This is a genomic window from Streptomyces sp. NPDC097107 (assembly GCF_044762405.1).
In the GTDB taxonomy this organism is placed as follows: Bacteria; Actinomycetota; Actinomycetes; order Streptomycetales; family Streptomycetaceae; genus Streptomyces; species Streptomyces thinghirensis.
In genome coordinates this window covers 96,200-121,969 of record NZ_JBIWEF010000012.1, presented here as the reverse complement: position 1 = coordinate 121,969, position 25,770 = coordinate 96,200, and the positions used below count along the sequence as shown (strand labels likewise).

The following is a 25,770-nucleotide window of genomic DNA, read 5'->3' as shown; positions in this document are numbered from 1 at the left end:
GTCACGGCATGAGGTGGTGGTCCGGGAAGCGGGCGGCATCGCGGCGACCGCGATGTCCCTGAAGGCCATCGTCAACGGCACCGGCCTCGGTGTCATCGGCTGGCTGTCCGACCGCTACGGCCGCAAGCAGTGCCTGATCTTCGTCTGCATGCTCCTCGGGTTGTCGCAGTACGGGATCCTGCTTTCCGGCAATATGGGCAACCTGCCGCTGTTCCTGATCTTCTCGTCCATCTCCGGCTACGGCGGCGGCCCTCCCCGCGTGGTCTCTCCCGGGAAGGGCCGCCGCCGTACTGCCGCGCGGGACGGCTAGCGGCGCCGCTTGCGCAGGGCCGACAGGTTGTCATAGCTGATCTTGGCCTCGCGCAGCGACTGACCGGGGTCGGTGGCGCTCGGGGAGTTGTCGTCCTCGATCATCGGGTTGTGGTAGTTCCGCTGCCCGACCCGCGAGAAGAACGTCGTGTAGTCGATGACGCCGGTTCCGAAGGGCACCATGTCGTAACCCATGCCGTTGGTCGTGCTGACGACGCCGTCCTTGGCGTGGAACAGCGGGTAGCGCTTGTTGTTGCGGGCGACGAGTCCGGCCGGGTCGAAGACCTGCTTACGGGTCGAGCCGTCGTGAGCGGTGTACGTGTGGAACTTGTACTGGGCGACGTGCGCCCAGAAGATGTCCATCTCCAGCCAGACGGCCCTGGGGTCGGTGACCTTCAGGAAGTACTCCAGCTTCCGGATGCCCGAGCTGCGGGTCGGCCGGCCCTGGTCGTCCAGCGGGCCGCCGTCGAGCAGGAAGCCGTAGGCGCTGTCGTGGTTGTGGGTGTAGAGCTTGACGCCCTCGCGGCGGGCGATCGCTCCGAGGGCGTTCCACTTGTCGGCGGCCACGTCCCAGTCGGCGCGGTAGGAGCTGCCGGTGGGGTCGCCGCCGGTGCCCATGTGGTCGAGGCCGAGGATGTTGGCGATCTCCAAATGCTTCTTGAAGGTGTCCTTGTCCGCCGTGGTCAGCGGCCAGGACGACGGGATGAAACCGTGGTTGCCCTGGGCGCGCAGGCCGTAGTCGTCGAGCCAGCAGCGCAGCAGCCTGGCGCCCTCGACGGTTTCCAGGTTGGCGCCACCGGGCGCGTTGGCGTGCTGGCGGTACCCCGCGAACTCCACCTGCCGGTAGCCGTGCCGCGCCAGCTGCTTGAACACCTCTCGGAAGCCGGAGGGCAGGTCGGTGGCGAGGGGGTCACGGCCGGTGGCGTCACGGACGGTGTACAGGATGATGCCGCGCTTGTCCGCCGGGACGAGGACGTGCCCGCCGTGTCCGTGTCCGTGTCCGTGGTCTCTGTCCCGGTCCTGGGCGAGGGCGGGGGCGGCGCCGAAGACGGGGGCCGCGACGGCTCCGGCCGCCACGGCGGTACACGTGCTGAGGAAGCGGCGCCGGTCCACGCCGAGGGTGCGGCGCAGCCCTTCACCCGGGCCGTCGACGGCCGGGTCCGTGGTGGCGTCGGTACGCGATGGGTCGGAGAACAGGGTCACGGGTGCCTGCCTTCTGGGTTGTGGCCTGCCCTGATGCGGCTGGGCGGACCGTTGTCAGTGCCGTGTGCTTCACTCTCAGTAGCTGGATCTCGGGGGGCCGTACGTGGTGCCGCGTCAGCCGAGTCCGGCGAGCTGGAGCAGGAGTTGTTTCACATCGGTGGCCGCGACGCGGTCTCCGACAGCGCGGGGGGTGGAGCAGATGAGGAGCGGACCGTCGTCGTCGCTCGCCGGGAGGCGGCCGTGGCTGCCTCGAATAGGTGAGGGGTCCAGGGGCACGACCGCCATGCGGTAGCGCATGCCAAGCTTCTTGCGGGCCAGGGCGGTGCCCGCCTTGACCTTGACGTAGGGGTCGAGGGGATCCATGAACAGCTCGACCGGGTCGTAGCCGGGTTTGCGGTGGATCTCGACGAGCTGCGCGAAGTCGGGCGCGCGGTCGTCGTCGAGCCAGTAGTAGTACGTGAACCAGGCGTCCGGCTCCGCCACGGCGACGAGCTCGCCGGCGCGCGGGTGGTCGAGGTGGTGGGCCTTCTTGCCCTCGTCGTCGAGGAGTTGCTCGATCCCGGGCAGTCCGTCGAGGGCGGCGCGGGTGGCGTCGAGGTCCTCGGGGCGGCGCACATAGACATGGGCGACCTGGTGGTCCGCGACCGCGAAGGCGCGGGAGGCCATCGGGTCGAGGTACTCCATGCCGTCCTGCGTGTGCACCTCGAGCAGGCCGGCGCGGCGCAGGGCACGGTTGATGTCGACGGGCCGGTGCACGCGGGTGATGCCGTACTCGGACAGCGCGACGACGGTGCGGCCCTCGGCGCGGGCGTCGTCGAGGAGCGGTGCCAGCGCCGCGTCCAGGTCGGCGGCGGCCTTCAGCGACCGCGGGTCGTCGGGGCCGAAGCGCTGCAGGTCGTAGTCGAGGTGAGGGAGGTAGCAGAGTGTCAGGTCGGGGTGCCGGGTGGCCATGATGTGCCGGGTCGCGTCGATGATCCACTGGCTGGACACCAGGTCCGCGCCGGGCCCCCAGAAGTGGAAGAGCGGGAAGGTGCCGAGTTTGCCGGTGAGTTCGTCGTGCAGGGCCGGGGGCCGGGTGTAGCAGTCGGGTTCCTTGCGGCCGTCCGCGTAGTAGACGGGACGGGGGGTGACGGTGAAGTCGGTGTCGGCGCCCATGGCGTACCACCAGCAGATGTTGGCGACGGTGTAGCCGGGGTGGGCGCGGCGGGCGGCGTCCCAGAGCTTGTCGCCGGCGACGAGGCCGTTGTGCTGGCGCCAGAGCAGGACGTCGCCGAGTTCACGGAAGTACCAGCCGTTGCCGACGATGCCGTGCTCGGACGGGTGGGTGCCGGTGAGGAAGGTGGACTGGGCCGCGCAGGTCACGGCGGGCAGGACGGTGCCCAGCGGCGCGCGGGAGCCGGACTGGCCGAGCTTCTTGAGGTGGGGCATGTGGTCGAGGAGACGGGGGGTGAGGCCGACGACGTCCAGGACGAGGAGGGGGGTCGGACCGTCGGAGTGGGTTGTCGGTGTGGTCATGGCAGCTCCTTCAGCCCGAGGTCCGTCAACAGGTCGCGGGCGAGGGTGAGCTCGGCGGCGATGCCGTCGGTGAGCTGGGCGCGGGCGCGGGGCCGCAGCTCGGGCGGGAGGGCCTGCCAGGTGTAGGTCTCGACCTCCAGATGGCGGGTGAGCGGGTGCGGGCCGCCGACCAGCCGGGTCAGCGCTGCCTCGAGCACCGGGAGGGTGGAGGTGAGGGGCGCGGCGGGGGCCGCGTGGAGAGGGACGTGGAAGTGGGCGCGCCAGGGTGTGGTGCCGGGCAGGGTGCCGCCCGCCAGGGCCTCGTCGAGGTCGTCGGTGCCGTGCAGGCCGGCGGAGGCGGCGGCGCGGGTCTGGTGCAGGAAGCGGGGCTCGGCGAAGGCGGCGAGAGCCTCGCGGACCTCGGGGTGAGAGGGCTGTTCGGCGTGCAGGGCGGCGGAGAGCTGGGACTTGACGATGGGGACGCGGGCGTCGGTGAGGGCGTCCAGGGCGGTGTGCGGGTCTTCGAAGGAGGTGGCGAGGTGGCAGGTGTCCACGCAGATGCCGATGCGGTCGTGGGCGATCTCGGTCAGCGGTGCGATGGCGTCGTGGGTGGTCTCCACGACACAACCGGGTTCGGGTTCGAGGCCGACGCGGATGGAGCGGCCGGTCAGTTCCCGGAGGGCGTCGAGGCGTTCGGCGAGGGTCACCAGGGCGGTGCGGGCCTTGTCGGCGCGGGTGTCGTCGTACGCGGTGCGCCAGGCGAGCGGCAGGGTGGAGATGGTGCCGTCCGTGACGTCGTCGGGCAGGAGGCCGGCGAGAACGCGGGCCAGGGACGTGGTGTGGTCGAGGCGTTCGGGGTCGGCCCAGTCCGGTGTGTAGACGCGGTACTTGACCTCTTCGGCGCCGAAGCCCTCATAGGGGAAGCCGTTGAGGGTGACGACCTCCAGACCGCGCCGGTCGAGTTCGGTGCGCAGCCCGCGCAGTGCGGCGGGGTCGGTGACCAGGGCGTGGGCGGCGTCGCGGGCGAGCCACAGCCCGATACCGAGGCGGTCGCGGCCCAAGCGGCGGCGGACCGGCTCGCAGTGGTCGCGGAGCTGGGCGAGGACGCCGTCGAGTGTCTCGGCGGGGTGGACGTTGGTGCAGTAGGCGAGGTGGACGGTGGAGCCGTCGGGGTGCCGGAAGCGCATGGCTCACTCCCCGCCGCGCAGGATGGAGTTGCCCTCGTGTGTGGCGTCGGCCGTTGTCACGTCGAGGACCAGCCGCCCGCTGAGTCCGTAGAAGGCGACGGGGTTGCGCCACAGCACCCGGTCCACGTCGTCCTCGGTGAAGCCCTCGTCGAGCATCAGCTCGCCCACCTTGCGGGTCTTGAGCGGGTCGCTCCTCCCCCAGTCGGCGGCGGAGTTCACCAGCACCTGTTCCGGGCCGTACTCGCGCAGGAGGGCGACCATCCGCGCCTCGTCCATCTTGGTGTCCGGATAGACGGAGAAGCCGAGCCAGGCGCCGCTGTCCTTGGCCTCCTTGACGGTGGTCTCGTTGAGGTGGTCGACCAGCACCCGGTCCGTGGGCAGCGCGGACTCGCGCACCACGTCCAGGGTGCGCCGCAGGCCGGCCAGCTTGTCGCGGTGCGGGGTGTGCACGAGGGCGGGCAGGCCGTGTTCGGCGGCGAGCCCGAGCTGGGTGGCCAGTGCGGTGTCCTCGGCCGGGGTCATCGAGTCGTAGCCGATCTCACCGACCGCCACGACGCGGTCCTTGACGAGATAGCGGGGCAGTTCGTCGAGGACGGGCAGGCACCGGGGGTCGTTCGCCTCCTTGGGGTTGAGGGCGATGGTGCAGTGGTGGGCGATGCCGTACTGGGCGGCGCGGAAGGGCTCCCAGCCGAGCAGGGCGTCGAAGTAGTCACGGAAGGAGGCGGGAGAGGTGCGGGGCTGGCCGAGCCAGAAGGAGGGCTCGACGACGGCGCGGACACCGGCGGCGTACATGGCCTCGTAGTCGTCGGTGGTCCGGGACGTCATGTGGATGTGGGGGTCGAAGATGCGCATCAGGACTCCTTGCCGTGGGGGTCGGCCGTGCCGTGCGAGGAGCGCGCCGGCTCGGTCAGGGCCAGGACGCGGTGCAGGTCTTCGGGGACCGGGCGGCTCGCGGCGGTGCGTTCGGCGGCGTAGTCGGCGAGCATGCGGGCGAGTTCGGCGTCTGCGTGGGCCCGCCGGGCGAGGCCCGCCACGTGGTCGACGGGGACGCCGGTGAACAGGCACTTCAGTACGGCGTGCCGCCACTGGTGCGGGTCCAGGTGGCGGGCGGCGTACGGGCCGAGGGCGGCGGCGACCAGCCGGGTGTCGTTGGTGCGCAGGGCGTCCTCGACGAGCGGGAGGGCGTCGGGGCCGGGCACGAGGTGGGGCAGCGCGTGCAGGACGGCGCGGCGTTCGTCGGCGGTGCCCTGGGTGTAGACCCGGGTCAGCGCCTCCGGGCCGGCGTGGGCCGCGTGCAGGACGAGGACACGGGCGGCGTCGGCGTGGGCGGGGCCGCAGCGGCGGCCCGCCTCGGCCAGGCGCAGCTCCCAGACGGAGATGGGGCCGTGGCTGCCGGGGTGGGCGGCGGCCTCGTCCAGGGCCTGGTCCAGCCAAGCCCTGGCGGCTCCGCCGAGTTCTGCGGTGAGGGCGGCGCGCAGGTCGGCGGGTGGGATGTGGGCGGGGGTGGTGCCCTCAGGAGCCCGTCCGCCGGGGGTGCCATCCGCGCCCTGGGTGCTCGGGATGGCGTGGGTGGCGTGGTGCTGCGTCATGGGTGTGGCTCTCCCTTCAGTGGGTGGCGGAGGGCTCGCCGGAGCGGTTCGCGGGACGGGGCGGGGTCGCTGCCGCGGCCTCGCGGAGGAAGGGGAGGGAGCGTTCGGCGAAGTGGGGGCCCGCATGGGAGTGGCGCGGCAGTTCGACGACGGTCAGGCCCTGGTAGCCGGTGCCGGCGAGGGCGTCGAGGACGGGCGGGAAGTCGATCTCGCCGTCACCGAAGGGGAGGTGTTCGTGCACGCCGCGGCGCATGTCCTCGATCTGTACGTGGCGCAGCCAGGGGGCGGCGGCGCGCACGCAGTCGGCGGGAGGGAGGGGTTCGAGGCACTGGCAGTGGCCGATGTCCAGGGTGAGGCCGAGGTGCTCCCGGTCGCCGAGGGTGCGGCGCAGTCGGTGGAAGTCGGCGAGGGTGGCGAGGAGGTGGCCCGGTTCGGGTTCGACGGCCAGGGGGACGCCCTCGGTGGCGGCGGCGTCCAGGACCGGGGAGAGGGACTCGGCCAGCCGCTCCCACGCCGTGTCCTCGTCCGTCCCGGCCGGGGTGATGCCGCTGAAGCAGTGCACGGCGTGGGCACCCAGGTCGGCGGCGACCCGGACGGCGCGGACGAGGAGGTCGGCGCGGCGGGCCCGGTCGTCCGGGTCCGGGTCGAGGAGGGAGGGGCCGTGCTTGCGACGCGGGTCCAGCACATAGCGGGCGCCCGTCTCCACGGTGACGCCCAGCCCGAGCGCGTCCAGCCGGTGCGCGACCCGGCGGGTGCGGGCGGCCAGGTCGTCGGCGAGCGGGTCGAGGTGCATGTGGTCGAGGGTCAGGCCGACGCCGTCGTAGCCGAGGTCGGCGAGGAGGGCGAGGGCGTCGTCGAGACGGAGGTCGGCGAGGCCGTTGGTGCCGTAGCCGAAGCGGAGAGGGCGTGGGGCGGCACCGTCGCGGTTCGGCCGCGGGCGCCCGGTCGCGTCCGAGCGGCCGTGCGTGTCGCCGTCCGTGTGGCCGCCAGCGTGGCCGCCAGCGTGGCCGTCCGCGCCCGCGTCCGGCTCCTGGTGCGGGTTCCGGCTCACGTGATGCTCACCTTCCTCATGGCCGCCCTTCTCGCGAACATCCGGCCGGCCGGAGCCAGGGCCGCGACCAGGAGGGACGTGGTGGTCGCACCGGCACGGGCGGCGAGCGCGGCCTGGAGCGGGATCGTGGCCCGGATGCCGCCGCCGACGGCGCGTTGGGTGAGCGGGGGCGAGGGGTTGAGCGTGGCGTGGAAGTAGGGACGGGCGGCCGTGGCGGCGTAGGCGGCGCCCAGGGCGGTGACAAGAGCGCCGCCGGTGCCTCGGGCCGGGTCCCCGGCCGGGCTGCAGCCCGGCAGGCCGGGGGCGGCTGCTGCCCGCCGGCCTGCCGGGAGTCGGGTGCGGCGGTGGGCTACCAACCAGGTCAGCGCCCCCGTCGTCGCGAGGGCCGCCAGCGGGGCCAGGGCCGAGCCTCCGGTGGTCTCCCGGCGGGAGACGGCCGTGACCGCGAGGGTGTGGCTGCCGAGCAGTGCGGCGGATGGCAGTGCGGCTCGGGCGCTGCCGCCGGTGGCGGCCGCGCCCAGGAGCAGGTCCAGTCCGCGGGCGGCGGCCATGGCCGCGGGGCCGGCCGGGGTGTGCTTCAACGCCAGGTCGTAGGCCCAGACGGTCGCCGCCAGCGGCGCGGCCACCGCGAGGGCGGGCCGCCCGGCACGGGCGGCGAGCAGCAGGCCGGCGCCGGTGAGGCCGCAGGCCGCGGTGAGGGCGGCGGCCGGGCGGACGCGGCCGGACGGAAGCGGGCGGTGCGGGCGTTCCACGGCGTCCTCGGCCCGGTCGGCCCAGTCGTTGAGGGCCATGCCGGCCTCGTACAGGCACAGGGAGGATCCGATGGCGAGCAGGGTGCGGGGCCCCGGGCTCGCGCCGGCCGCCGCGGCGCCGGCCAGGGCGTCACCGGGGACGGTGAACAGCGCGGGCAGGCGCAGCAGTTCGGCCCAGGCGCCGGCGCTGCCGGAGCCGTCCGGGCGGGGCTCGCCGGGCGTGCCGCCGCCGGGGGCCGAGGCGTCGTCCGTGCCGTCCGGGCCGCCCCCGGCTCCGGCCGGCGCGGACGCGTTGCGCGCCACGGCCGCGCGGCTCACCGCTGCGCCCCGGGGGCGTCGGCGCCGTCCCGCAGCCGCTCCGCGAAGCCCACCAGTTCCGCGTACTGCTCGGCCAGTGACGACGGACCGTTGCCCACCGGGTCCTTGAAGTAGAAGCCCAGTTCGCCCAGCGGGCCGGCCAGGCCCCTTTCCCGGGCGCGGGCGACCAGCCGTGCCAAGTCGAGGACGAGCGGCGCGGCGAGCGCCGAGTCGCAGCCCTGCCAGGTGGTCTGGAGGACCATGCGGGCGCCGAGGAAGCCGTCGAAGGCGATGTGGTCCCAGGCGGTCTTCCAGTCGCCGAGCGCGGGCACGTCGTCGATGTGGACCTCGCCCTCGGGCGCGGCGCCGAGGGTGTCGGCGAGGACGCGTTCCTTGCCCGCGTTCTTGGCGGCGGCCGCCGCGGGGTCGGCGAGGGCCGCGCCGTCGCCACCGCCCAAAAGGTTGGTGCCGGACCAGGCGCGCACCGCGAGGGCGCGTTGCAGGAACATCGGGCCGAGTACTGAGCGCAGCAGAGTCTGCCCGGTCTTGCCGTCGCGGCCCGCGTAGGGCAGACCCGAGGAGTCGGCGAGCGGGGCCAGCGCCGGGTGGTGCAGGCCCGTGGAGGGGGTGAAGTTGACGTAGGGGCAGTCGGCGCGCAGGGCGGCGGCCGCGTAGAGGGAACTGGGCGGCAGCATGCCGTCGGTGGGGGCGGGTTCGGTGGAGGCGACGTTGACCACGACGGCGCCCGCGAGTCCCTGGCGCCGCACGAAGTCGCGGATGTCGGCCGCGAACACGTCGATCCACTCGTCCTCGGTGCGGTCCGGGCCGCCGTCCGTGGCCCCGGGGTGGGGGCCGCCGGGCCTGATCTCCTGATCCGCGGCGACGAGTTCGGCGTGTACGGCGGACGGCAGGCCGTGCGGCAGGACGCCACCGGCGGCGAGGTGCTCGGCACGCTTGGGCAGCGGGCAGTCGACGGTGTCGTGACCGCCGAAGACGAGGGACGACAACGATGGCAGACCGCACGAGGCGAAGGGGGTGGTCTCGGTGACCATCCCGGTCGGCGGATGGAGCCCGGCGGCGACGGCCGCGCAGCCCGCGACGGCGGTGGTGGCCACGGAACCGCGCGCACCGATGAGCCAGACACCGAGGCGGGGGGCCGAGGAGGGGATGGGCAGGGACGGTTCGGCGGACATGGGCAGCCTCCTTGTCGTGTGCGAACCGGGTGCGATGCCGGAAGCGGGGCCCGGGCGGTGCCCGGGGAGACGGCGGGCGGAGATCCGGCGTCCTCCGCCCGCCGCCGTTCTAGTCGCCCTTGGCGGGCAGTTCCCTCAGCTGGATGTCGCGGAAGGAGACCTGGTCGGCGGCTCCGTGGTTCTGGAGTCCGATGTAGCCGTCGGTCAGGCTCCGCTCGGGGTCCTTGTTGGTGAAGTCGTTGATCTTGACTCCGTTGAGGAACACCTGGAGGCGTTCGCCCTGGACCTTGATCTCGTAGGAGTTCCACTGGCCGGGCGGCCGCAGGACCTGGTCACGGGCCTTGATGTTCGCCGACTTGAAGGAGTAGACGGAGCCCGTGGTGCGGTCGGGCGCGTCCGTGGCGTCGATCTGGATCTCGTAACCCTTGTTCACCGCGGACCAGGGGTCGTCGGAGGCCGGGAAGCCCACGAAGATCCCGGAGTTGTCGTCGCCCCGCATCTTCCAGTCGAGCTTGAGGGAGTACGACTTGAGCTCCTTGGCCTGGTACCAGAGCAGGCCCATGCCGCCGTTGGACTCCAGCGTGCCGTCCTTGAGGTCGAAGGAGCCGGGGCCGGCCTGCTTCCAGCCGTCCCGGGTCTGGCCGTTGAAGATGTCCCGGTAGCCCTTGTCCGGCTTGCAGTCCGCCTTGACCTGGCCGGTGGCGTACTGCATGCCGCCGAGCAGGTGGGTGCGGAAGGCCTCGTCCGCGTACGACTCCTTGGTGTGGCCGCCGCCGGTGTAGAAGGAGCGGCCGCCGCCGTAGCTCTGGCACCAGGCGATCGGGTGGTCGCCCTTCATGTTCCCGCCGTCGTAGGTGGTCTCGTCGAGGGTGGCGAGGACCTTGGCCTGCTCACGCGGGTTGGTGCGGTAGTTGTACCACTCGTCGGTGCGCTCCCAGGTCTCGCCGAGGTGCGCGGTGGACGGGTGGTCGTGGTCCTCGACGCGTACGGTGGCCTTCTGGATGGCCGGGTGCGAGTCGAAGTGGGCGCCGACGAGGCCGCCGTAGAACTCCCAGTCGTACTCGGTGTCGGCTGCGGCGTGGATGCCCATGTAGCCGCCGCCGTTCTTGACGTAGTTCTCGAACGCCTTCTGCTGATCGGCGTTGAGTACGTCACCGGTGGTGGACATGAAGGCCACCGCGTCGTACTTGGCGAGGTTGGCCGTGGTGAACTGTCCGGCCTCCTCGGTGGCGGTGACGGAGATGCCGGCCGGGCCGCCCAGCTCCTTCAGCGCGGCGACACCCTCCGGGATGGAGTCGTGCCGGAAGCCCGCCGTCTTGGAGAAGACCAGGACCTTCTTGCCCTTCTTGAACGGCTCCTTGGAGAACTCGAAGTCGTCCACGTCGTACAGCGCGCCGTCGCCGCCCCGGAAGACCAGGTAGATCTCCGTGGTGCGCTTCGGCAGCGACCGCAGCGGCACGTCGACGTTCTGGAACGTCTCCCAGCTGCCGGTCGGCGGGATGTACGCCGAGCCGTGCAGCTTGCCGGTGGGTGAGCCGGTGCGCAGTTCGACGAAGCCGCCGGCGCCGCCGGAGGAGGCCCGGACGGTCAGCTTCTTCTGCCCGTCGAACTTGTAGGGGCTGAAGGAGATCCAGTCGCCGTCGTTGATGTCACCGACGGTCTTGCCGCCGTTGGCGCCGGTCTTGTCGATGACCGCGACACCCTGCTGGGTGGTGAAGTGCTCGGCCTGGCGGTGCGGCGGCTGGATCACGGTGCGCGCGGTGCCGGTCAGGGCCTCCTGGCCGTTGGCCCCACCGTCGGTGTAGCTGGCGCCGACGACGCCGTAGATGTTTGCGTTGGGGTCGTGCCCACCGTCGCCGGGCGGCGGGTTCAGGGTGCCCTCGCAGCCCGTCTCGCTGGTCAGCTCGTGGGCGTGGGAGTCATGGCCGAGGCTGTAGGCGACCTTGACCTTGGAGCAGTCGACCGTCTCCTCGGGGTCGGTGACCTTCACCTTGAAGGGGATGGGCTCCCCCATCGGCAGCAGGGTGCCGTTGCCCGGCGTCTCGATGGTCACCTTCGGCTCGGTGTTGCCGACCACGATCCGGACACTGGCGTTGCCGGTGTTCCCCTCGGGGTCCTTCGCGGTGAAGGTCGCGGTGTAGGTGCCGGTCTTCTTGTACTTGTGGGTGGGCGTGAGGCCCTCGCCCTTGGTGCCGTCGCCGAAGTCCCAGCTGTAGGTGAGGTCCGGGGAGTCGGCGTCCTTGACGGAGGCGGTGAACTCGACCTTCAGGCCGGCCGCACCCGACGTCTTGTTGGCGCTCACCTCGGCGATCGGGGAGAAGCCGTCGTCGGCGTTCTCGATCCGGTAGAGCGCGGAGTCCTTGTCACCCTGGAACCAGGACAGGCCGTAGTCCAGGACGTAGAGCGCGCCGTCCGGACCGAACGCCATGTCCATGACCTGGGTGCCGGTCCACGGGAAGTCGTTGATCTTCGCGACCGCACCGTCCTCGGTCTGCTCGATCCGCTTGATCCAGCGGCGGCCGAACTCGCCGGCGAAGAAGTCGCCGTCGTACTCCTCGGGGAACTTCACGGAGGAGTCGAGGTCCGGGTCGTAGCGGTAGACCGGGCCGCCCATGGGGGACTCGGAGCCGCTGCCGAACTCGGGCACGGAATCACCGTCGTAGGGGATCCAGGCGGCCTGCGCGGGCGGCAGGTCGACGAGGCCCGTGTTGTGCGGCGAGGTGTTCTTCGGGGCGGCGCAGTCGAACTTCTCGCCGGAGGCCTTGGTGGCGAAGTCGTAGTCGACGTAGGCGTCGTTGTCGCCGGTGCAGAAGGGCCAGCCGAAGTTGGCGGGCTTGGTCACCTTGGCGTACTCGACCTGTCCCGCCGGGCCCCGGTTCGGGTCGGCGGCGCCGGCGTCGGGACCGTAGTCGCCGACGTAGATGGTGCCGGTCTTCTTGTCGATGTTCATCCGGAAGGGGTTGCGGAAGCCCATCGCGTAGATCTCGGGGCGGGTCTTCTCGGTGCCCGGGGCGAAGAGGTTGCCCTCCGGGACGGTGTACGAGCCGTCCTCGGCGACCTTGATGCGCAGGATCTTGCCGCGCAGGTCGTTGGTGTTGCCGGAGCTGCGCCGGGCGTCGAAGGCCGGGTTGCGGTCCCCCCGCTCGTCGATCGGCGTGTAGCCGTCGGAGGCGAAGGGGTTGGTGTCGTCGCCGGTGGACAGGTAGAGGTTGCCCTCGGCGTCGAAGTCGATGTCGCCGCCGACGTGGCAGCAGGTGCCGCGGGAGGCCGCGACGTCCAGGACCTTCTTCTCGCTGGCCGTGTCCAGCGTGCCGTTGGCGTTGAGGACGAAGCGGGAGAGGCGGTTGACGCCGTCGAACTTCTTGAAGTCCTCGGCGGTGCCGGTCTCGGGGGCGTCGCCCGCGGGGGTGTCGAGCGGCGGGGCGTAGTAGAGGTAGATCGCCCGGTTGTTCTCGAAGTCGGGGTCGATGCCGACGCCCTGCAGCCCCTCCTCGTCGTGGCTGTAGACGTCGAGCTTGCCGGCGACCTTGGTGACACCGCCCTGGTCGGTCAGGCGCAGCGTGCCGTCGCGCGAGGTGTGCAGGACGCTGCGGTCCGGGAGCACGGCGAGCGACATCGGCTCGCCCATCTCGGGTTCGCCCTTGGCGAGCGGTACCTGCTGGAACTGTCCCTCGGCGGCTGCCGGTTCGTCGTGTTCCGGGTGGCCGGGGTGGGCGCCGGCGACGGTCGCCGGGGCGCCCACGGCCAGCATCAGGCCGGTGAACAGGGCGAGGGTGGTGCGAAGCCTCGTGGGTTTGGACTTTCTGCTTCTGTGCACGAAGTCCCTCCGGGAACGGGATGGGCCGTACGGGTGGGTGCGAAGACGTGCCGTGCGAGCGCCGGGGTGCGCCGTCACCCCGGAGGTGTGGGTGTCCTGAACACTTCAGGGACGGTAACCGCGTTCTTTCTGGGCCAACACCCCTTGGACCCAGACAGGTTCAACTTTTGCCCAATGCAGGACAAAGTGGGATTCGGGCAGGTCGGACCCGGGGGCCGGCGGATGATCCGACCCCCGTCCCCGACCTGCCGTCGGGCGCGTGGAGCAGCTCCTGACGCGCCGCGGCTCAGCTGTTGAACGCGGCGTCGAAGGACACGCTGGGCGGCTCGAAGTCGAAGGCCTTGAGGCGGGTGAGAGCCTCGGGGGCCCCCTGGAGCCGGTCCATGCCGGCATCCTCCCACTCGACGGACACGGGGCCCCGGTAGTCGATGGAGCGCAGCATCCGGAAGACGTCCTCCCAGGGCACGTCACCGTGGCCGGCCGACACGAAGTCCCAGCCGCGGCGCGGGTCGCCCCACGGCAGGTGGGAGCCGAGCCGCCCGTTGCGGCCGTCGAGACGCTTGCGGGCCTCCTTGCAGTCGACGTGGTAGATCCGGTCGCGGAAGTCCCACAGGAAGCCGACGGGGTCGAGGTCCTGCCACACGAAGTGGGACGGGTCGAAGTTGAGGCCGAAGGCGGGCCGGTGACCGACCGCCTCCAGAGCCCGCTGGGTGGTCCAGTAGTCGTAGGCGATCTCGCTGGGGTGGACCTCGTGCGCGAACCGCACACCCTCGGCGTCGAAGACGTCGAGGATGGGGTTCCAGCGGTCGGCGAAGTCCTGGTAGCCGCGCTCGATCATCGACTCGGGAGCGGGCGGGAACATGGCGACCAGGTGCCAGATGGCCGACCCGGTGAAGCCGATGACGGTGTCGACGCCGAGGCGTGCCGCGGCCCGCGCGGTGTCCTTGATCTCGGCGGCGGCGCGCTGCCGCACACCTTCCGCGTCGCCGTCGCCCCAGATGCGGTCGGGCAGGATGGCCCGGTGGCGTTCGTCGATGATGGCGTCGCAGACCGCCTGGCCGACGAGGTGGTTGGAGATCGCCCAGCACTTCAGCCCGTACTTGTCGAGCAGCTGGTGGCGGGAGTCCACGTAGGAGGGGTCCGCGAGGGCCTTGCGGACTTCGAAGTGGTCGCCCCAGCAGGCGAGTTCCAGTCCTTCGTAGCCGAAGTCGCGGGCGAGGCGGCAGACCTCCTCCAGAGGCAGGTCCGCCCACTGGCCGGTGAAGAGAGTGAAGTTGCGCGGCATGTCGCTGCCAGCCTCCTCAGAGGGCGATCGGGGTGTAGACGGAGTTCTTCTCGGCGCTCTCCTCCACCGCCGCGAGCACGCGCTGCACCTGCAGCCCATCGGCGAAGGACGGCTCGGGCCGGCGGCCCTGCGCGACGGCGTGGACGAGATCGCGCGCCTGGTGGACGAAGGTGTGCTCGTAGCCGAGCCCGTGGCCCGGCGGCCACCAGGCGTCCAGGTAGGGATGCTCGGGTTCGGTGACGAGGATGCGGCGGAATCCGGCGTGCTCCCCCGGCTCCGTACCGTCGTGGTACGACAGCTCGTTGAGCCGCTCCAGGTCGAAGGCGAGCGAGCCGCGCTCGCCGTTGAGTTCGATGCGCAGGGCGTTCTTGCGGCCGGTGGCGTACCGGGTGGCCTCGAAGGAGACGAGGGCGCCGGAGGTGAGGCGGCCGGTGAAGACGGCGGCGTCGTCGACCGTGACCTCGCCGGTGACGCCGTCCGCCGAGCCCGCCGACAGACCCCGGGCGGCGCCCTCGGGCAGCGGGCGTTCCCGTACGAAGGTCTCGGTGAGGGCGGAGACGCCCGCGATCCGCTCCCCCGTCAGGTACTGCGCGAGGTCGACGATGTGCGCGCCGAGGTCGCCGAGGGCCCCCGAACCGGCCAGCTCCTTGCGCAGCCGCCAGGTCAGCGGCGCCTTCGGGTCCACCAGCCAGTCCTGGAGGTACGTCACCCGCACGTGCCGCAGCCGGCCGACGCGGCCCTCTGCCACCATCCGCCGGGCCAGCGCGGTGGCCGGCACCCGGCGGTAGTTGAATCCGACCATCGCCAACTGGCCCCGGGCGTGGGCCTCGTCGGCGGCCCGGGTCATCGCCTCCGCCTCGGCGACGGTGTTGGCGAGCGGCTTCTCGCACAGGACGTGCTTTCCGGCGGCGAGCGCGGCCAGGGCGATCTCGGCGTGGCTGTCTCCGGGGGTGCAGATGTCGACGAGGTCGATGTCGTCCCGTTCCAGCAGGGTTCGCCAGTCCGTCTCGGTGCTCGCCCAGCCGTGCCGGTCGGCCGCGGTGCGGACGGCGTCGGCGTCCCGGCCGCAGATCGCGGCCAGTACCGGGTCCAGCGGCAGGTCGAAGACCCGGCCGGCGGTGCGCCAGCCCTGGGAGTGTGCGGCACCCATGAAGGCGTAGCCGACCATGCCGACGCGCAGCGCCGGTCTGGTCGCGGATGCCCCCGTCGCCCTGGTCCCGGTGTCGGTCCCGGTTCCGGCGGCTGATGACTCCGCCCCGGCCCCCTCGGGCTGCTGCGGCTGTCCCATGCGGATGTCCTCCTCGTCGTGATGGCGCGGTGGGGGTGGGCCCCGCCCGACGGCCGGCTGGTCAGGCCGGCCGTGGGGCGGCGGCCCTCACTTGAAGCCCGTGGACATGTACTGGTCGACGTTCTCCTTGTCGACCACGGCCGAGTAGCAGGTGACGGTCGAGGGGATCTCGAACTCGGCGAGGCCGCTGACGCCCTTGCCCTGGCCGAGGGCGCGGGCGAGGTCGATCGCGGAGGCGGCCATGGTCGGCGGGTAGAGCACGGTCGCCTTCAGTACGCCGCTGTCCGCCTTGATGGCCTGGAAGGCGGAGAGCGCCCCCGCGCCGCCGACCATCAGGAAGTCGTCGCGCCCGGCCTGCTCGACGGCGCGCAGCGCACCCACGCCCTGGTCGTCGTCGTGGTTCCACAGGGCGTCGAAGTCCGACTGGGCCTGGAGCAGCTGGGCCATCTTGGCCTGGCCGGACTCGACGGTGAACTCGGCGGCCTGCCGGGCCACCTTCTTGATGTTCGGGTAGTTCTTCAGACCGTCGTCGAAGCCCTGGGTGCGCTGCTGGGTCAGTTCCAGGTTGTCGATGCCGGCCAGCTCGATGACCCGTGCGTCCGGCTTGTCCTTGAGCTTCTCGCCGATGTAGTGGGCGGCGTTGAGACCCATGCCGTAGTTGTCGCCGCCGACCCAGCAGCGGTAGGCCTGGGGGCTGTTGAAGATCCGGTCGAGGTTGACGACCGGGATACCGGCCCGCATCGCTTTCAGGCCGACCTGGGTGAGCGCCTTGCCGTCGGCGGGCAGCACCACCAGGACGTCGACCTTCTTGTTGATGAGGGTCTCTATCTGGCCGATCTGCTGCGCGGTGTCGTTGGAGCCCTCGGTGACCTCCAGGGTGACTTCCGAGTACTTCTCCGCGCGCTTTTGCGCCTGGTCGTTGACGGCGTTGAGCCAGCCGTGGTCGGCCTGCGGGCCGGCGTAGCCGATGGTGACCGGCTTGCCCGGCTTGTCGTCGGCGGCCGGCTGTGTGTCCGCGGCCTTGTCCTCGCCGTCGTCGGGGTCGTTGCTGGTGCACCCGGTGAGGACGGCACCGGCGGACACGGCGGCGGCTGTGAAGAGCAGCCCTCTGCGGCTCGTGAGGTTCGTCATGACGGTGGACCCTTTCCTCAATGCGTGCTTGCGGTACGGCGCTGGACCAGCACGGCGGCGACGATGATCGCGCCCTTGGCGATCTGCTGCACGTCGGTCTGCAGGTTGTTCAGGGCGAAGATGTTGGTGATGGTGGTGAAGATCAGGACGCCGAGCACCGAGCCCAGGATGTGGCCCCGGCCGCCGGTCAGGAGCGTTCCGCCGATGATCGCGGCGGCGATGGCGTCGAGTTCGTAGAGGTTGCCGTTGGTGTTCTGGCCGGAGCCGGCCAGGACGATCAGCAGGAAGGCGGCGATGCCGCAGCACAGCCCGGACAGCAGGTAGAGGTAGAGCCGCTGGCGACGGACGTCGATGCCGGCGAGGCGGGCGGCCTCCGCGTTGCCGCCGACGGCGACCGTGCGGCGGCCGAAGGTGGTCCGGTTGAGCACCAGCCAGCCGATGACGGTGACCGCCGCGAACACCAGGACCAGGGGCGGGATGCCGAGGATGTAGGCGTCGCGCTCACCGAGGTCCAGGACGCTGGGGACCGTGACGACCTGGGTGCGGCCGTCGGTGATCTGGAGAGCGAGGCCGCGCGCCGAGGCCAGCATGGCGAGGGTGGCGATGAACGGCACCATCTGGCCGAACGCGATGAGCACCCCGTTGACCAGTCCGCAGCCCACGCCGACCACGACCGCCGTGAAGAGGATGCCGACGAAGCCGTACTCCTGGGTGGCGACCGTGGTCGCCCACACCGAGGCCAGCGCGACGATGGCGCCGACCGACAGGTCGATGCCGCCGGAGACGATGACGAAGGTCATGCCGACGGTGACGACGCCGATCACGGACGCCTGGGTGAGCACCAGCTGGAGGTTGCGGGTGTCGAGGAACGCGTCGGGCTGGGTGATGCCGCCGATCAGGACCAGGGCGGCGAGCACCCCGAGCAGGGTGAGGGTGCGGACGTCGGCGCGGCCCAACTGGACCCGCCAGGCGGGCGGACCGTCCACCGGTGCCGTCTTGCCGGTGCCGTCCCGGGGCGGGGACACGTGCTGCGTCATGACGCCGGGCTTCCTTCCATCACGAGGTCGAGTACGCGGTGTTCGTCGAGTTCACGGGCGGGGGCCTCGTGCACGACACGGCCCTCGCGCAGCACCAGCACGCGGTCGGCGAGACCCAGCACCTCGGGCACCTCGCTGGAGACCAGCAGGACGGCGAGGCCCTCGTCGGCGAGGCGGCGGACGACCGCGTAGAGCTCGGCGCGGGCGCCGACGTCGACGCCGCGGGTGGGCTCGTCGAGCAGCAGGACCTTGCAGCCGCGCAGCAGCCAGCGGGCGAGGACCGCCTTCTGCTGGTTGCCGCCGGACAGGGTGCGCACGGGCGCGGAGGGGTTGTCCGGCCGCAGGGACAGCTCGCGGGTCGCCGCGCGGGCCGCCCCCAGTTCGGCGCCGCGGTCGATCCAGCCGCCCCGTGAGAAGCGCGACATGGCGGAGACCGACACGTTGCGGGTGACGGACTCGAGCATCAGCAGGGCCTGCGCCTTGCGTTCCTCGGGGGCCAGCCCGAGCCCGGCGCGCACCGCGGCGCGCACGCTGCCCGGGCGCAGCGGGACCCCGTCGACGAGGACCTGGCCGGCACTCGCCTTGCGGGCCCCGTAGACCGTCTCCAGGATCTCGGAGCGGCCGGAGCCGACGAGTCCGGCGAGGCCGACGATCTCTCCGGGTCGGATCTCCAGGTCGAGGGGGGCGAACTCGCCCTCCCGGGCCAGGCCCCGCACGCTCAGCACGGGGTCGCCCCCGGGGCCTCCGGCCGGCCGCTCCGGGAAGACGTACTCGACGTTGCGCCCGGTCATCAGCGCCACCACCTCGCGGGTCGGCGTCGACTCGGCGGGCAGCCCGCCGGCGACGGCCCGGCCGTCCTTGAGGACGGTGACCCGGTCGCCGATGCGGCGGATCTCCTCCAGGCGGTGCGAGATGTAGACGACGGCGACGCCCTCGGCGGTGAGGTCGGCGACGATGCGGAAGAGGTTGTCGACCTCGTCCGGGTCGAGCGCGGCGGACGGTTCGTCCATCACGATCAGCCGTACGTCGTGCGAGAGCGCCCGCGCCATGGACACGATCTGCTGCTGCGCCGCCGAGAGTTCGCCGACCAGCCGGCCGGGATCGACCTCCGGGTGGCCGAGTCGCTTCAGGAGCTGAGCCGTTGACGCCTTGGCCGCTCTGCCTCGCACGACGAACCCGGCGGCGGTCGGCTCGTGGCCGAGGTGGACGTTCTCGGCGACCGACAGGTCCTCCACCAGGTCGAGTTCCTGGTAGATGGTGGCGATGCCGAGCCGCATGGCCGCGATGGGCGAGCGCAGGGTGACGTCCTCGCCCCGCCAGCGGATGGTGCCGGTGTCGGGCTGGTGGGCGCCGGCCAGCACCTTGATGAGGGTGGACTTCCCGGCGCCGTTCTGGCCGAGCAGGCAGTGCACCTCGCCGGCCTGGACGTCGAGGTCGACGCCGTCCAGGGCCCGGACTCCGGGGAACGACTTGGTGATGCCGGACATGCTGAGCAGCGGTGGTTCTGGTGCCATGTGAGGTCCCCTCGGCGGGCATGCGGGCCGGTGTCAGGGCAGAGCGGAGCAGGGCAGGACAGGGCAAGGCGGAGCAGGGCAGGGCAAGGCAGGACAGGGCGCTGTGCTGATGGAGCTCAGGAACCGAACGGTGCCTACGCGGTCGACAGGCGGTGCTACGCGGGTGACGGGTGGCGCCTACGCGGGTGACAGGCGGTGCCTGCACGGTGACGGGTGGTGCTTACGCGGTGACGGGTGGTGCCTACGCGGGTGACGGGTGGGGTGACGGGTGGTGCCTACGCGGGTGAGAACAGGTGGTCGCTGATCAGCCGGGCCGCGCCGATGACTCCGGCGGTGGGGCCCAACTCCCCCAGTACGATGGGCAGGTTGCCGGTCGCCAGCGGCAGTGACTGGCGGTAGACCTGGGTGCGGATCGCGGCGAGCAGGTTGTGGCCGAGGCCGGTCACCCCGCCGCCGATCACCACCAGACCCGGGTTGAAGAAGCTGACCAGGCCGGCGATGACCTGGCCGGTGCTGCGGCCGCCCTCCCGGATCAGGTCGAGCGCGGTGGCGTCGCCCGCGGCGGCCGCGGCGGCGACGTCGGCGGCGCTGAGGCCCCCGTTCGCCTCCAGACGGCTCGCGAGTTCGGCCGACAGGCCCTGCTGGGCGGCCTCCGTGGCGTCGCGGGCCAGTGCCGCGCCGCTGAAGTGGGCCTCCAGACAGCCCCGGTTGCCGCAGGCGCACGGGCGCCCTTCGGGCACGGCCTGGATGTGCCCGATGTCGCCCGCGCTGCCCGTCGTCCCGCGGTAGACCTCACCGCCGACGACGATGCCGCAGCCGATGCCGGTACCGATCTTGACGACGAGGAAGTCGTGCACGGTGCGGGCGACGCCCGCGTGCTGTTCCCCCAGCGCCATCAGGTTCACGTCGTTGTCGACCATGACCGGGCAGCCGAGTTCCTGGCTGAGCGCCTCCCGCACGGGGAAGCCGTCCCAGCCCGGCATGATCGGCGGAGCCACCGGCACGCCCTCCGGGAAGCGGACCGGGCCCGGGACGCCGATGCCGGCGCCGTCGAAGCCCTCCGCGAGCCCCGAGGCCCGCAACTTGGCGGCCATGGCCAGTACTTGCTCGAAGACCGCGACCGGTCCCTCGCGTACGTCCATGGGCTGGTTGATGTGCCCGAGGATCTCCAGTTCGGCGTTGGTGACGGCGACGTCGACCGAGGTCGCGCCGATGTCGACGCCGAGGAAGCGCAGCTCGGGGTTGAGACGGATGTTGTGGCTGCGGCGCCCGCCACGCGAGGCGGCGAGCCCGTCGGCCACGACCAGTTCCGTCTCCAGCAGCCGGTCCACCTCGACGGCCAGCTTCGACCGCGAGAGGTCGACCTGGTCGCCGAGCTGAGCACGGGAGTTGGGCCCTCCGTCACGCAACAGCTGGAGCAGTCGCGCTTGGTGGGCGTTCGCGGGTCGTGCCGTCATGCGTCTCACGAGCCCCTCCCCGCCTCAATCGGCCTTGAGTGTGCCGGTTCCCGGCCACGTCCGTGGCTTGCTTTCGGAGGGAACGTAGCAGTGGGCGCCGGGCGTGGGAAGAAGTCACGCACGAATTACTGCGAACTTTCTCCACTGAGTGGACAAAGAAGTGCGGAGTGCTCGGCTCCGCGACTTGCGACAAGGCCGCCCGGACATCCCGCCGGGCGGCCTGCGCACAGCCTCTGACCTCACGCTTCCTCGCGCGCGTGGTACGAGCGCCGCGTATGTTCGGTGTGCTCGCGCATCAGCCGGGTCGCCGCCTGCTCGTCCCGGCCGGTGATGGCGGTGATCAGGCCGCGGTGCTCGATCCAGGACTGCCGGCCGCGCTGCCGGGCGATCGGCGTGTAGTACCAGCGGACCCGGCGGTCGACCTGTGCGGCGAGTTCGGCGAGGACGGCGTTGCCGGCCAGCTCCATGATCTTCGCGTGGAAACGGGCGTTGAAGGCGACGGCGGCGTCCACGTCGTCGGCGGCGACCGCCCGCTCCCCCTCCTCGCACAGCTCCTCCAGGGCGGCCACGCCCGCGCTTTCCGCGTTGGCCGCGGCGAGCCGGGCCGCCTCGGCCTCCAGCAGCGTACGGACCGTCAGGAGCTGGTCGGCCTCCTCCTCGGTCGGCTCGTGCACGAACGCGCCCTGCGCGGGACGCAGATCGACCCAGCCCTCGGTGTTGAGCCGCTGCAGGGCCTCCCGCACGGGCTGCCTCGACACCCCGAGGTGACCGGCGAGTTCGCTCTCGACGAGGTGCTGACCGGGCTGGAGGGCCCGGGTGGTGATCAGTTCGAGCAGCGCCTGGTAGACGCGGTCACGCAGCGGGCCGGGCCGTTCGAGCTTGGGCACCGCGCCCTGCGGCAGTCCTGCGGACAACATCGGCCCCCCGCGAAAGCGGCACGAAGACAGCGACAAGAAGACAGCGATACGACCGGTACGCCGAGTATCGATTGTCTTTCGTCTACAGTCTACGGCGCCCGCCCGCCAGGGCGTTCAGGGACAGCGGACGACCTGTCCGGCGTAGGAGAGGTTCCCGCCGAAGCCGAAGAGCAGCACCGGGTCCCCGGTGGTGATCTCGCCGCGCTCCACCAGCTTGGAGAACGCGAGCGGGATGCTCGCCGCCGAAGTGTTGCCGGACTCGACGACATCGCGGGCGACGACGGCGTTGACGGCGCCGATCTTCGCGGCGAGGGGTTCGATGATGCGCAGGTTCGCCTGGTGCAGGACCACCGCGGCGAGGTCGGCCGGTTCCAGCCCGGACCGCTCGCAGGCCTGGCGCGCGATGGCAGGCAGCCGGGTGGTCGCCCAGCGGTAGACGCTCTGCCCCTCCTGCGCGAAGCGGGGCGGCGTGCCCTCGATGCGGACCGCGTCCCCCATCTCGGGCACCGACCCCCACAGCACCGGGCCGATCCCCGCCTCCTCGCCGGGCGCGCAGGCCTCCACGACGGCGGCCCCCGCCCCGTCACCGACGAGCACACAGGTGGTGCGGTCGGTCCAGTCGGCCACCTCGGACATCTTGTCCGCGCCGATGACCAGGGCCCTGCTCGACGAGCCGGCCCGCACGGCGTGGTCGGCGGTGGCCAGGGCGTGGGTGAAGCCGGCGCACACGACGTTGAGGTCCAGCGCGGCGGGCCCGGGGATGCCGAGGCGGGCCGCGACGCGCGCGGCGGTGTTCGGGGAGCGGTCGATCGCGGTGGAGGTGGCGACCACGACCATGTCCACGTCCGCGGGCGTCAGCCCGGCCGACGCGAGCGCCTTGGCGGCGGCGTGCCCGGCCAGCTCGTCGACCGGCTCGTCGGGCCCGGCGATACGTCGGGAGTGAATACCGACCCGGCTCCTGATCCACTCGTCGCTGGTGTCGACCATGCCCGCCAGGTCCTCGTTGGTGAGAACCCGGGCGGGCTGGTAATGGCCGAGGGCGCTGATGCGGGAGCCGTGCATGGGTGGTGTCCTCGATGCCTCGGGTACGGGATCCACCAGTGTGATCAGTGACCGACGGGTACGACGGCAGGTGATACGACAGGAAACGGGCGCCCGGCTTGTCGGCTTCGGTCAGCATCCCGGGCGCCCCCGCCCGCGTCCCGCCCTCACCCGGTGAACAGCTGGGTCGCCTTCCGGACGAGTTCGTACAGCCCGTAGGCGAGCGGAGCGCCCACCCAGAGCCAGGTGAAGGCGATCAGCGGGCGCCGGTCGGGCAGGTCAGGCGGACTCTGGCTGCTGTCGTCGGACATCGGTGCCCTCCTTCGGTGCCGGGGCGGTGGAGACGTGGTGGCGGGCGTGGACCGGACGGACGAGTTCGTTGGCGACGAAGCCGACGACCAGCAGCCCGATCATGATGACGAAGGACGTCCCGTACAGGGCGGAGCCGTGCCGTCCGGCCTCCTCCTGCCGGTCGGCGATCCAGTTCACGATCAGCGGCCCGAGGACGCCGGCCGTCGACCAGGCGGTGAGCAGCCGCCCGTGGATCGCACCGACCTGGTAGGTGCCGAAGAGGTCCTTGAGATAGGCGGGGATCGTGGCGAAGCCACCGCCGTAGAAGGACAGGACCACCAGGGCGCACAGGACGAACAGCGGCTTGGAGGAGTCGCCGAACAGGGCGATCAGCGCGTACATCAGCGCACCGACGCCGAGGTAGACGCGGTAGATGTTCTTGCGCCCGATCAGGTCGGAGGTCGAGGACCAGCCGATCCGGCCCGCCATGTTGGCCGCCGAGAGCAGGGCGACGAAGCCCGCGGCGGCGGTCACCGAGACCGGCGTGGAGGTGTCGGCGAAGAAGTCCGTGATCATCGGCGCGGCCTTCTCCAGGATGCCGATGCCGGCCGTGACGTTCATGCAGAGCACGACCCAGAGCAGCCAGAACTGGGGGGTGCGCATGGCACCGCGCGCCGAGACCTGGACACCGTCGAGCGCGACCGCCCCGCCGTCCGCCCGTTCCTTCGGGCGCGGCACCCGGACCAGCAGGACGCCCAACAGCATGAAGACGGCGTACGTCACCCCGTGCACGAGGAAGGCCAGGGCGATGCCCGAGCTGTCGGTACCGAAGGATTCCAGCATCTGCGCCGACCAGGGCGAGGCGATGAGGGCGCCGCCGCCGAAGCCCATGATGGCGACGCCGGTAGCCATGCCGGGCCGGTCCGGGAACCACTTGATCAGCGTGGAGACCGGCGAGATGTAGCCGATGCCGAGGCCGATCCCGCCGACGAAGCCGTAGCCGAGGACGATCAGCCAGTACTGCTCCACGGCCGCGCCGAGCGCGGAGAGCAGGAAGCCGGACGAGAAGCAGACCAGGGCGACGGTCATCGCCCAGCGCGGTCCGTGGCGCTCGACGAGCGTGCCGCCGAACGCGGCGGAGAGCCCGAGCATGACGATGCCGAGTTGGAAGGGGAGCGCGCTCTGCGTGCCGCTGAGGCCGAGCGCGGACTCCAGGGGCGGTTTGAACACGGACCAGGCGTACGCCTGGCCGATGGAGAGGTGGACCGAGAGGGCTGCGGGGGGAACGAGCCAGCGGCTCCAGCCCGGGGGCGCGACGGGGGGACTCATGAGTCCCCAACCGTAGGCAGAGGCTGAGCGGTTGAGAAGACAGTTGAGCAGACAACCACCGTCCTTGCACAAAGCCTCGCTCCGCGTCGACGAGGAACCCAGGATCGACAACGACCTGTACGTACGCGACTACGGCAAGTGCATCCTCTGCTGCAAGTGCGTGGACGCCTGCGGCGAGCAGTGGCAGAACACGTTCGCGATCTCCGTCTCCGGCCGCGGCTTCGACGCCCGGATCTCGGTCGAGCAGGACGCCCCGCCGACCGACTCGGCGTGCGTCTACTGCGGCAACTGCATCGAGGTCTGCCCCACCGGGGCCCTGTCGTTCGGGTCGGAGTTCGACATGCGCGCGGCGGGCACCTGGGACCGGGCGCGGCAGACGGAGACGACCACGGTGTGCGCCTGCTGCGGAGTGGGCTGCGACCTCACCCTTCACGTGCAGGACAATGAGATCGTGAAGGTCACCTCGCCGCACGACAAAACGGTGACCCACGGCAACCTCTGCATCAAGGGCCGCTTCGGCTACCAGCACGTACAGAACCGGGACTGACCGGCACAAGGGGCACGGACATGGGACGAGTCACGGAACGACGCAAGGTCATCCGCATACGGGACGGCGCGGTCTCCACCCGCCCGGACACGCTCGTCGCCGAGGAACCGCTGGAGATCCGGCTGAACGGCAAGCCCCTCGCGATCACGATGCGCACTCCGGGCGACGACTTCGCGCTCGCGGCCGGGTTCCTGGTGAGCGAGGGGGTGCTCGCCGAGCAGGGCGACCTCCAGAACATCGTGTACTGCGCGGGCGCGACGGCCGACGGCTCCAACACGTACAACGTCGTGGACGTGCGGACGACCCCGGAGGTGCCGATCCCGGACATCACGCTGGAGCGGAACGTCTACACGACCTCGTCCTGCGGCCTGTGCGGCAAGGCCAGCCTGGACGCGGTGCGTACGACGGCCCGCTGGCCCATCGCCGACACGCCCCCGGTCCGCGTCACCCCGGAACTGCTGTCGGACCTGCCCGACCGGCTGCGCGCCGCCCAGCGGGTCTTCGACCGGACCGGCGGCCTGCACGCGGCGGCGCTGTTCACCGAGGACGGCGAGCTGGTGGACGTACGGGAGGACGTGGGCCGGCACAACGCCGTCGACAAACTGGTCGGCCGCGCCCTCCGGAACGGAGACCTGCCGCTGTCCCGGTCGGTCCTGCTGGTGTCGGGCCGTGCCTCCTTCGAGCTGGCGCAGAAGGCCGTGATGGCGGGCATCCCGGTGCTCGCCGCGGTGTCGGCGCCCTCCTCGCTCGCGGTGGACCTGGCCGCCGAGACGGGGCTGACCCTGGTGGGCTTCCTGCGCGGCAGCTCCATGAACGTGTACGCGGGTGAGGACCGCGTCGCCCTGCGGGCCGCGGCCGCCCAGGGCTGACCCGGTTCCCGCGACACGGCGGCGGGGCCCCGACCGGCGGGGAGCGCCCCCTGCGCCGCAGGGGCCCCGTCTCGATCCTCCTTCCCCCCGGCCGCTTCTGAGGCGCCGTCGGGCGACACGCGCGCGGATCACACGGGGCGTATCAGGCGTGAACGTACTGATGTACTGATGT

20 protein-coding genes and 2 pseudogenes are annotated in these 25,770 nt (G+C 71.8%); 3 read left to right on the top strand and 19 right to left on the bottom strand.

The window, feature by feature from the left end; all coding sequences use genetic code 11:
- Window positions 1-28: 28 nt before the first annotated feature.
- Window positions 29-250 (top strand): annotated as a pseudogene (locus ACIQ1J_RS27240) (MFS transporter); the annotation flags it as partial.
- 56 nt (window positions 251-306) lie between these two features.
- Here the strand turns inward: ACIQ1J_RS27240 and ACIQ1J_RS27235 are convergent.
- The 19 genes from ACIQ1J_RS27235 to ACIQ1J_RS27145 all read right to left on the bottom strand — a co-directional run bounded on the left by ACIQ1J_RS27235 (window position 307) and on the right by ACIQ1J_RS27145 (window position 24,182).
- Window positions 307-1,512 (bottom strand): sugar phosphate isomerase/epimerase family protein, encoded by a 1,206-nt coding sequence (locus ACIQ1J_RS27235; RefSeq protein WP_403560835.1) that lies wholly within the window; start codon window positions 1,510-1,512, stop codon window positions 307-309.
- Between the two features lie 114 nt (window positions 1,513-1,626).
- Entirely contained in the window at window positions 1,627-3,027 is a 1,401-nt protein-coding gene (locus ACIQ1J_RS27230; RefSeq protein WP_403560833.1) for a nucleotide pyrophosphatase/phosphodiesterase family protein, read from the bottom strand.
- Window positions 3,024-4,193 carry a metabolite traffic protein EboE gene (gene eboE / locus ACIQ1J_RS27225; RefSeq protein ID WP_403560831.1) on the bottom strand — a complete coding sequence of 390 codons (1,170 nt, stop codon included), beginning with the start codon at window positions 4,191-4,193 and terminating at the stop codon, window positions 3,024-3,026. Before eboE ends, ACIQ1J_RS27230 begins: the two co-directional genes overlap by 4 nt.
- A gap of 3 nt (window positions 4,194-4,196) precedes the next feature.
- Window positions 4,197-5,045 carry a TatD family hydrolase gene (locus tag ACIQ1J_RS27220; protein ID WP_403560829.1) on the bottom strand — a complete coding sequence of 283 codons (849 nt, stop codon included), beginning with the start codon at window positions 5,043-5,045 and terminating at the stop codon, window positions 4,197-4,199.
- Window positions 5,045-5,782 carry an EboA domain-containing protein gene (locus ACIQ1J_RS27215; RefSeq protein ID WP_403560827.1) on the bottom strand — a complete coding sequence of 246 codons (738 nt, stop codon included), beginning with the start codon at window positions 5,780-5,782 and terminating at the stop codon, window positions 5,045-5,047. Before ACIQ1J_RS27215 ends, ACIQ1J_RS27220 begins: the two co-directional genes overlap by 1 nt.
- A 16-nt stretch (window positions 5,783-5,798) precedes the next feature.
- Window positions 5,799-6,833 carry a sugar phosphate isomerase/epimerase family protein gene (locus ACIQ1J_RS27210; protein ID WP_403560825.1) on the bottom strand — a complete coding sequence of 345 codons (1,035 nt, stop codon included), beginning with the start codon at window positions 6,831-6,833 and terminating at the stop codon, window positions 5,799-5,801.
- The gene (locus ACIQ1J_RS27205) at window positions 6,830-7,753 is read right to left on the bottom strand and encodes an SCO3242 family prenyltransferase (RefSeq protein WP_403561051.1); all 924 of its coding nucleotides are present in this window, start codon (window positions 7,751-7,753) and stop codon (window positions 6,830-6,832) included. Before ACIQ1J_RS27205 ends, ACIQ1J_RS27210 begins: the two co-directional genes overlap by 4 nt.
- A gap of 146 nt (window positions 7,754-7,899) precedes the next feature.
- Window positions 7,900-9,075, bottom strand: a complete 1,176-nt coding sequence (locus tag ACIQ1J_RS27200) for an inositol-3-phosphate synthase (RefSeq protein ID WP_403560823.1) — start codon at window positions 9,073-9,075, stop codon at window positions 7,900-7,902.
- A 109-nt stretch (window positions 9,076-9,184) separates the two neighbouring features.
- Window positions 9,185-12,892 (bottom strand): ThuA domain-containing protein, encoded by a 3,708-nt coding sequence (locus ACIQ1J_RS27195; RefSeq protein ID WP_403560821.1) that lies wholly within the window; start codon window positions 12,890-12,892, stop codon window positions 9,185-9,187.
- Between the two features lie 286 nt (window positions 12,893-13,178).
- A complete protein-coding gene (locus tag ACIQ1J_RS27190; RefSeq protein ID WP_403560819.1) occupies window positions 13,179-14,177 on the bottom strand; it encodes a sugar phosphate isomerase/epimerase family protein in 999 nt (332 codons plus the stop codon).
- 16 nt (window positions 14,178-14,193) lie between these two features.
- Window positions 14,194-15,465: a Gfo/Idh/MocA family protein gene (locus tag ACIQ1J_RS27185; protein ID WP_403560817.1), complete on the bottom strand. Its 1,272-nt coding sequence runs from the start codon at window positions 15,463-15,465 to the stop codon at window positions 14,194-14,196.
- A gap of 87 nt (window positions 15,466-15,552) precedes the next feature.
- Window positions 15,553-16,596, bottom strand: coding sequence for a substrate-binding domain-containing protein (locus tag ACIQ1J_RS27180; protein ID WP_403560815.1), 1,044 nt, complete (start codon window positions 16,594-16,596; stop codon window positions 15,553-15,555).
- 17 nt (window positions 16,597-16,613) lie between these two features.
- A complete protein-coding gene (locus tag ACIQ1J_RS27175; protein ID WP_121750105.1) occupies window positions 16,614-17,633 on the bottom strand; it encodes an ABC transporter permease in 1,020 nt (339 codons plus the stop codon).
- A complete protein-coding gene (locus ACIQ1J_RS27170) occupies window positions 17,630-19,147 on the bottom strand; it encodes a sugar ABC transporter ATP-binding protein (RefSeq protein ID WP_403560813.1) in 1,518 nt (505 codons plus the stop codon). The genes ACIQ1J_RS27175 and ACIQ1J_RS27170 overlap by 4 nt, the downstream gene beginning before the upstream one ends.
- A gap of 275 nt (window positions 19,148-19,422) precedes the next feature.
- Complete coding sequence (locus ACIQ1J_RS27165) at window positions 19,423-20,604, bottom strand: ROK family protein (protein WP_121750103.1); 1,182 nt, start codon at window positions 20,602-20,604, stop codon at window positions 19,423-19,425.
- A gap of 239 nt (window positions 20,605-20,843) precedes the next feature.
- Entirely contained in the window at window positions 20,844-21,521 is a 678-nt protein-coding gene (locus tag ACIQ1J_RS27160) for a GntR family transcriptional regulator (RefSeq protein ID WP_403560811.1), read from the bottom strand.
- A 114-nt stretch (window positions 21,522-21,635) separates the two neighbouring features.
- On the bottom strand, window positions 21,636-22,583 hold the full coding sequence (locus tag ACIQ1J_RS27155) for a beta-ketoacyl-ACP synthase III (RefSeq protein ID WP_210961133.1): 948 nt from the start codon (window positions 22,581-22,583) through the stop codon (window positions 21,636-21,638).
- A gap of 146 nt (window positions 22,584-22,729) precedes the next feature.
- Window positions 22,730-22,873: a hypothetical protein gene (locus ACIQ1J_RS27150; RefSeq protein WP_167355245.1), complete on the bottom strand. Its 144-nt coding sequence runs from the start codon at window positions 22,871-22,873 to the stop codon at window positions 22,730-22,732.
- The gene (locus ACIQ1J_RS27145; RefSeq protein ID WP_403560808.1) at window positions 22,842-24,182 is read right to left on the bottom strand and encodes an OFA family MFS transporter; all 1,341 of its coding nucleotides are present in this window, start codon (window positions 24,180-24,182) and stop codon (window positions 22,842-22,844) included. Before ACIQ1J_RS27145 ends, ACIQ1J_RS27150 begins: the two co-directional genes overlap by 32 nt.
- An 82-nt stretch (window positions 24,183-24,264) precedes the next feature.
- On the opposite strand from ACIQ1J_RS27145, the pseudogene ACIQ1J_RS27140 reads away from it, so the two are divergent.
- Together ACIQ1J_RS27140 and fdhD are read left to right on the top strand one after the other, a co-directional pair.
- Window positions 24,265-24,729, top strand: a pseudogene (locus ACIQ1J_RS27140) (4Fe-4S binding protein); the annotation flags it as partial.
- Window positions 24,730-24,749: 20 nt separating this feature from the next.
- Window positions 24,750-25,598 (top strand): formate dehydrogenase accessory sulfurtransferase FdhD, encoded by an 849-nt coding sequence (gene fdhD, locus ACIQ1J_RS27135; RefSeq protein WP_210961135.1) that lies wholly within the window; start codon window positions 24,750-24,752, stop codon window positions 25,596-25,598.
- Window positions 25,599-25,770 lie beyond the last annotated feature (172 nt).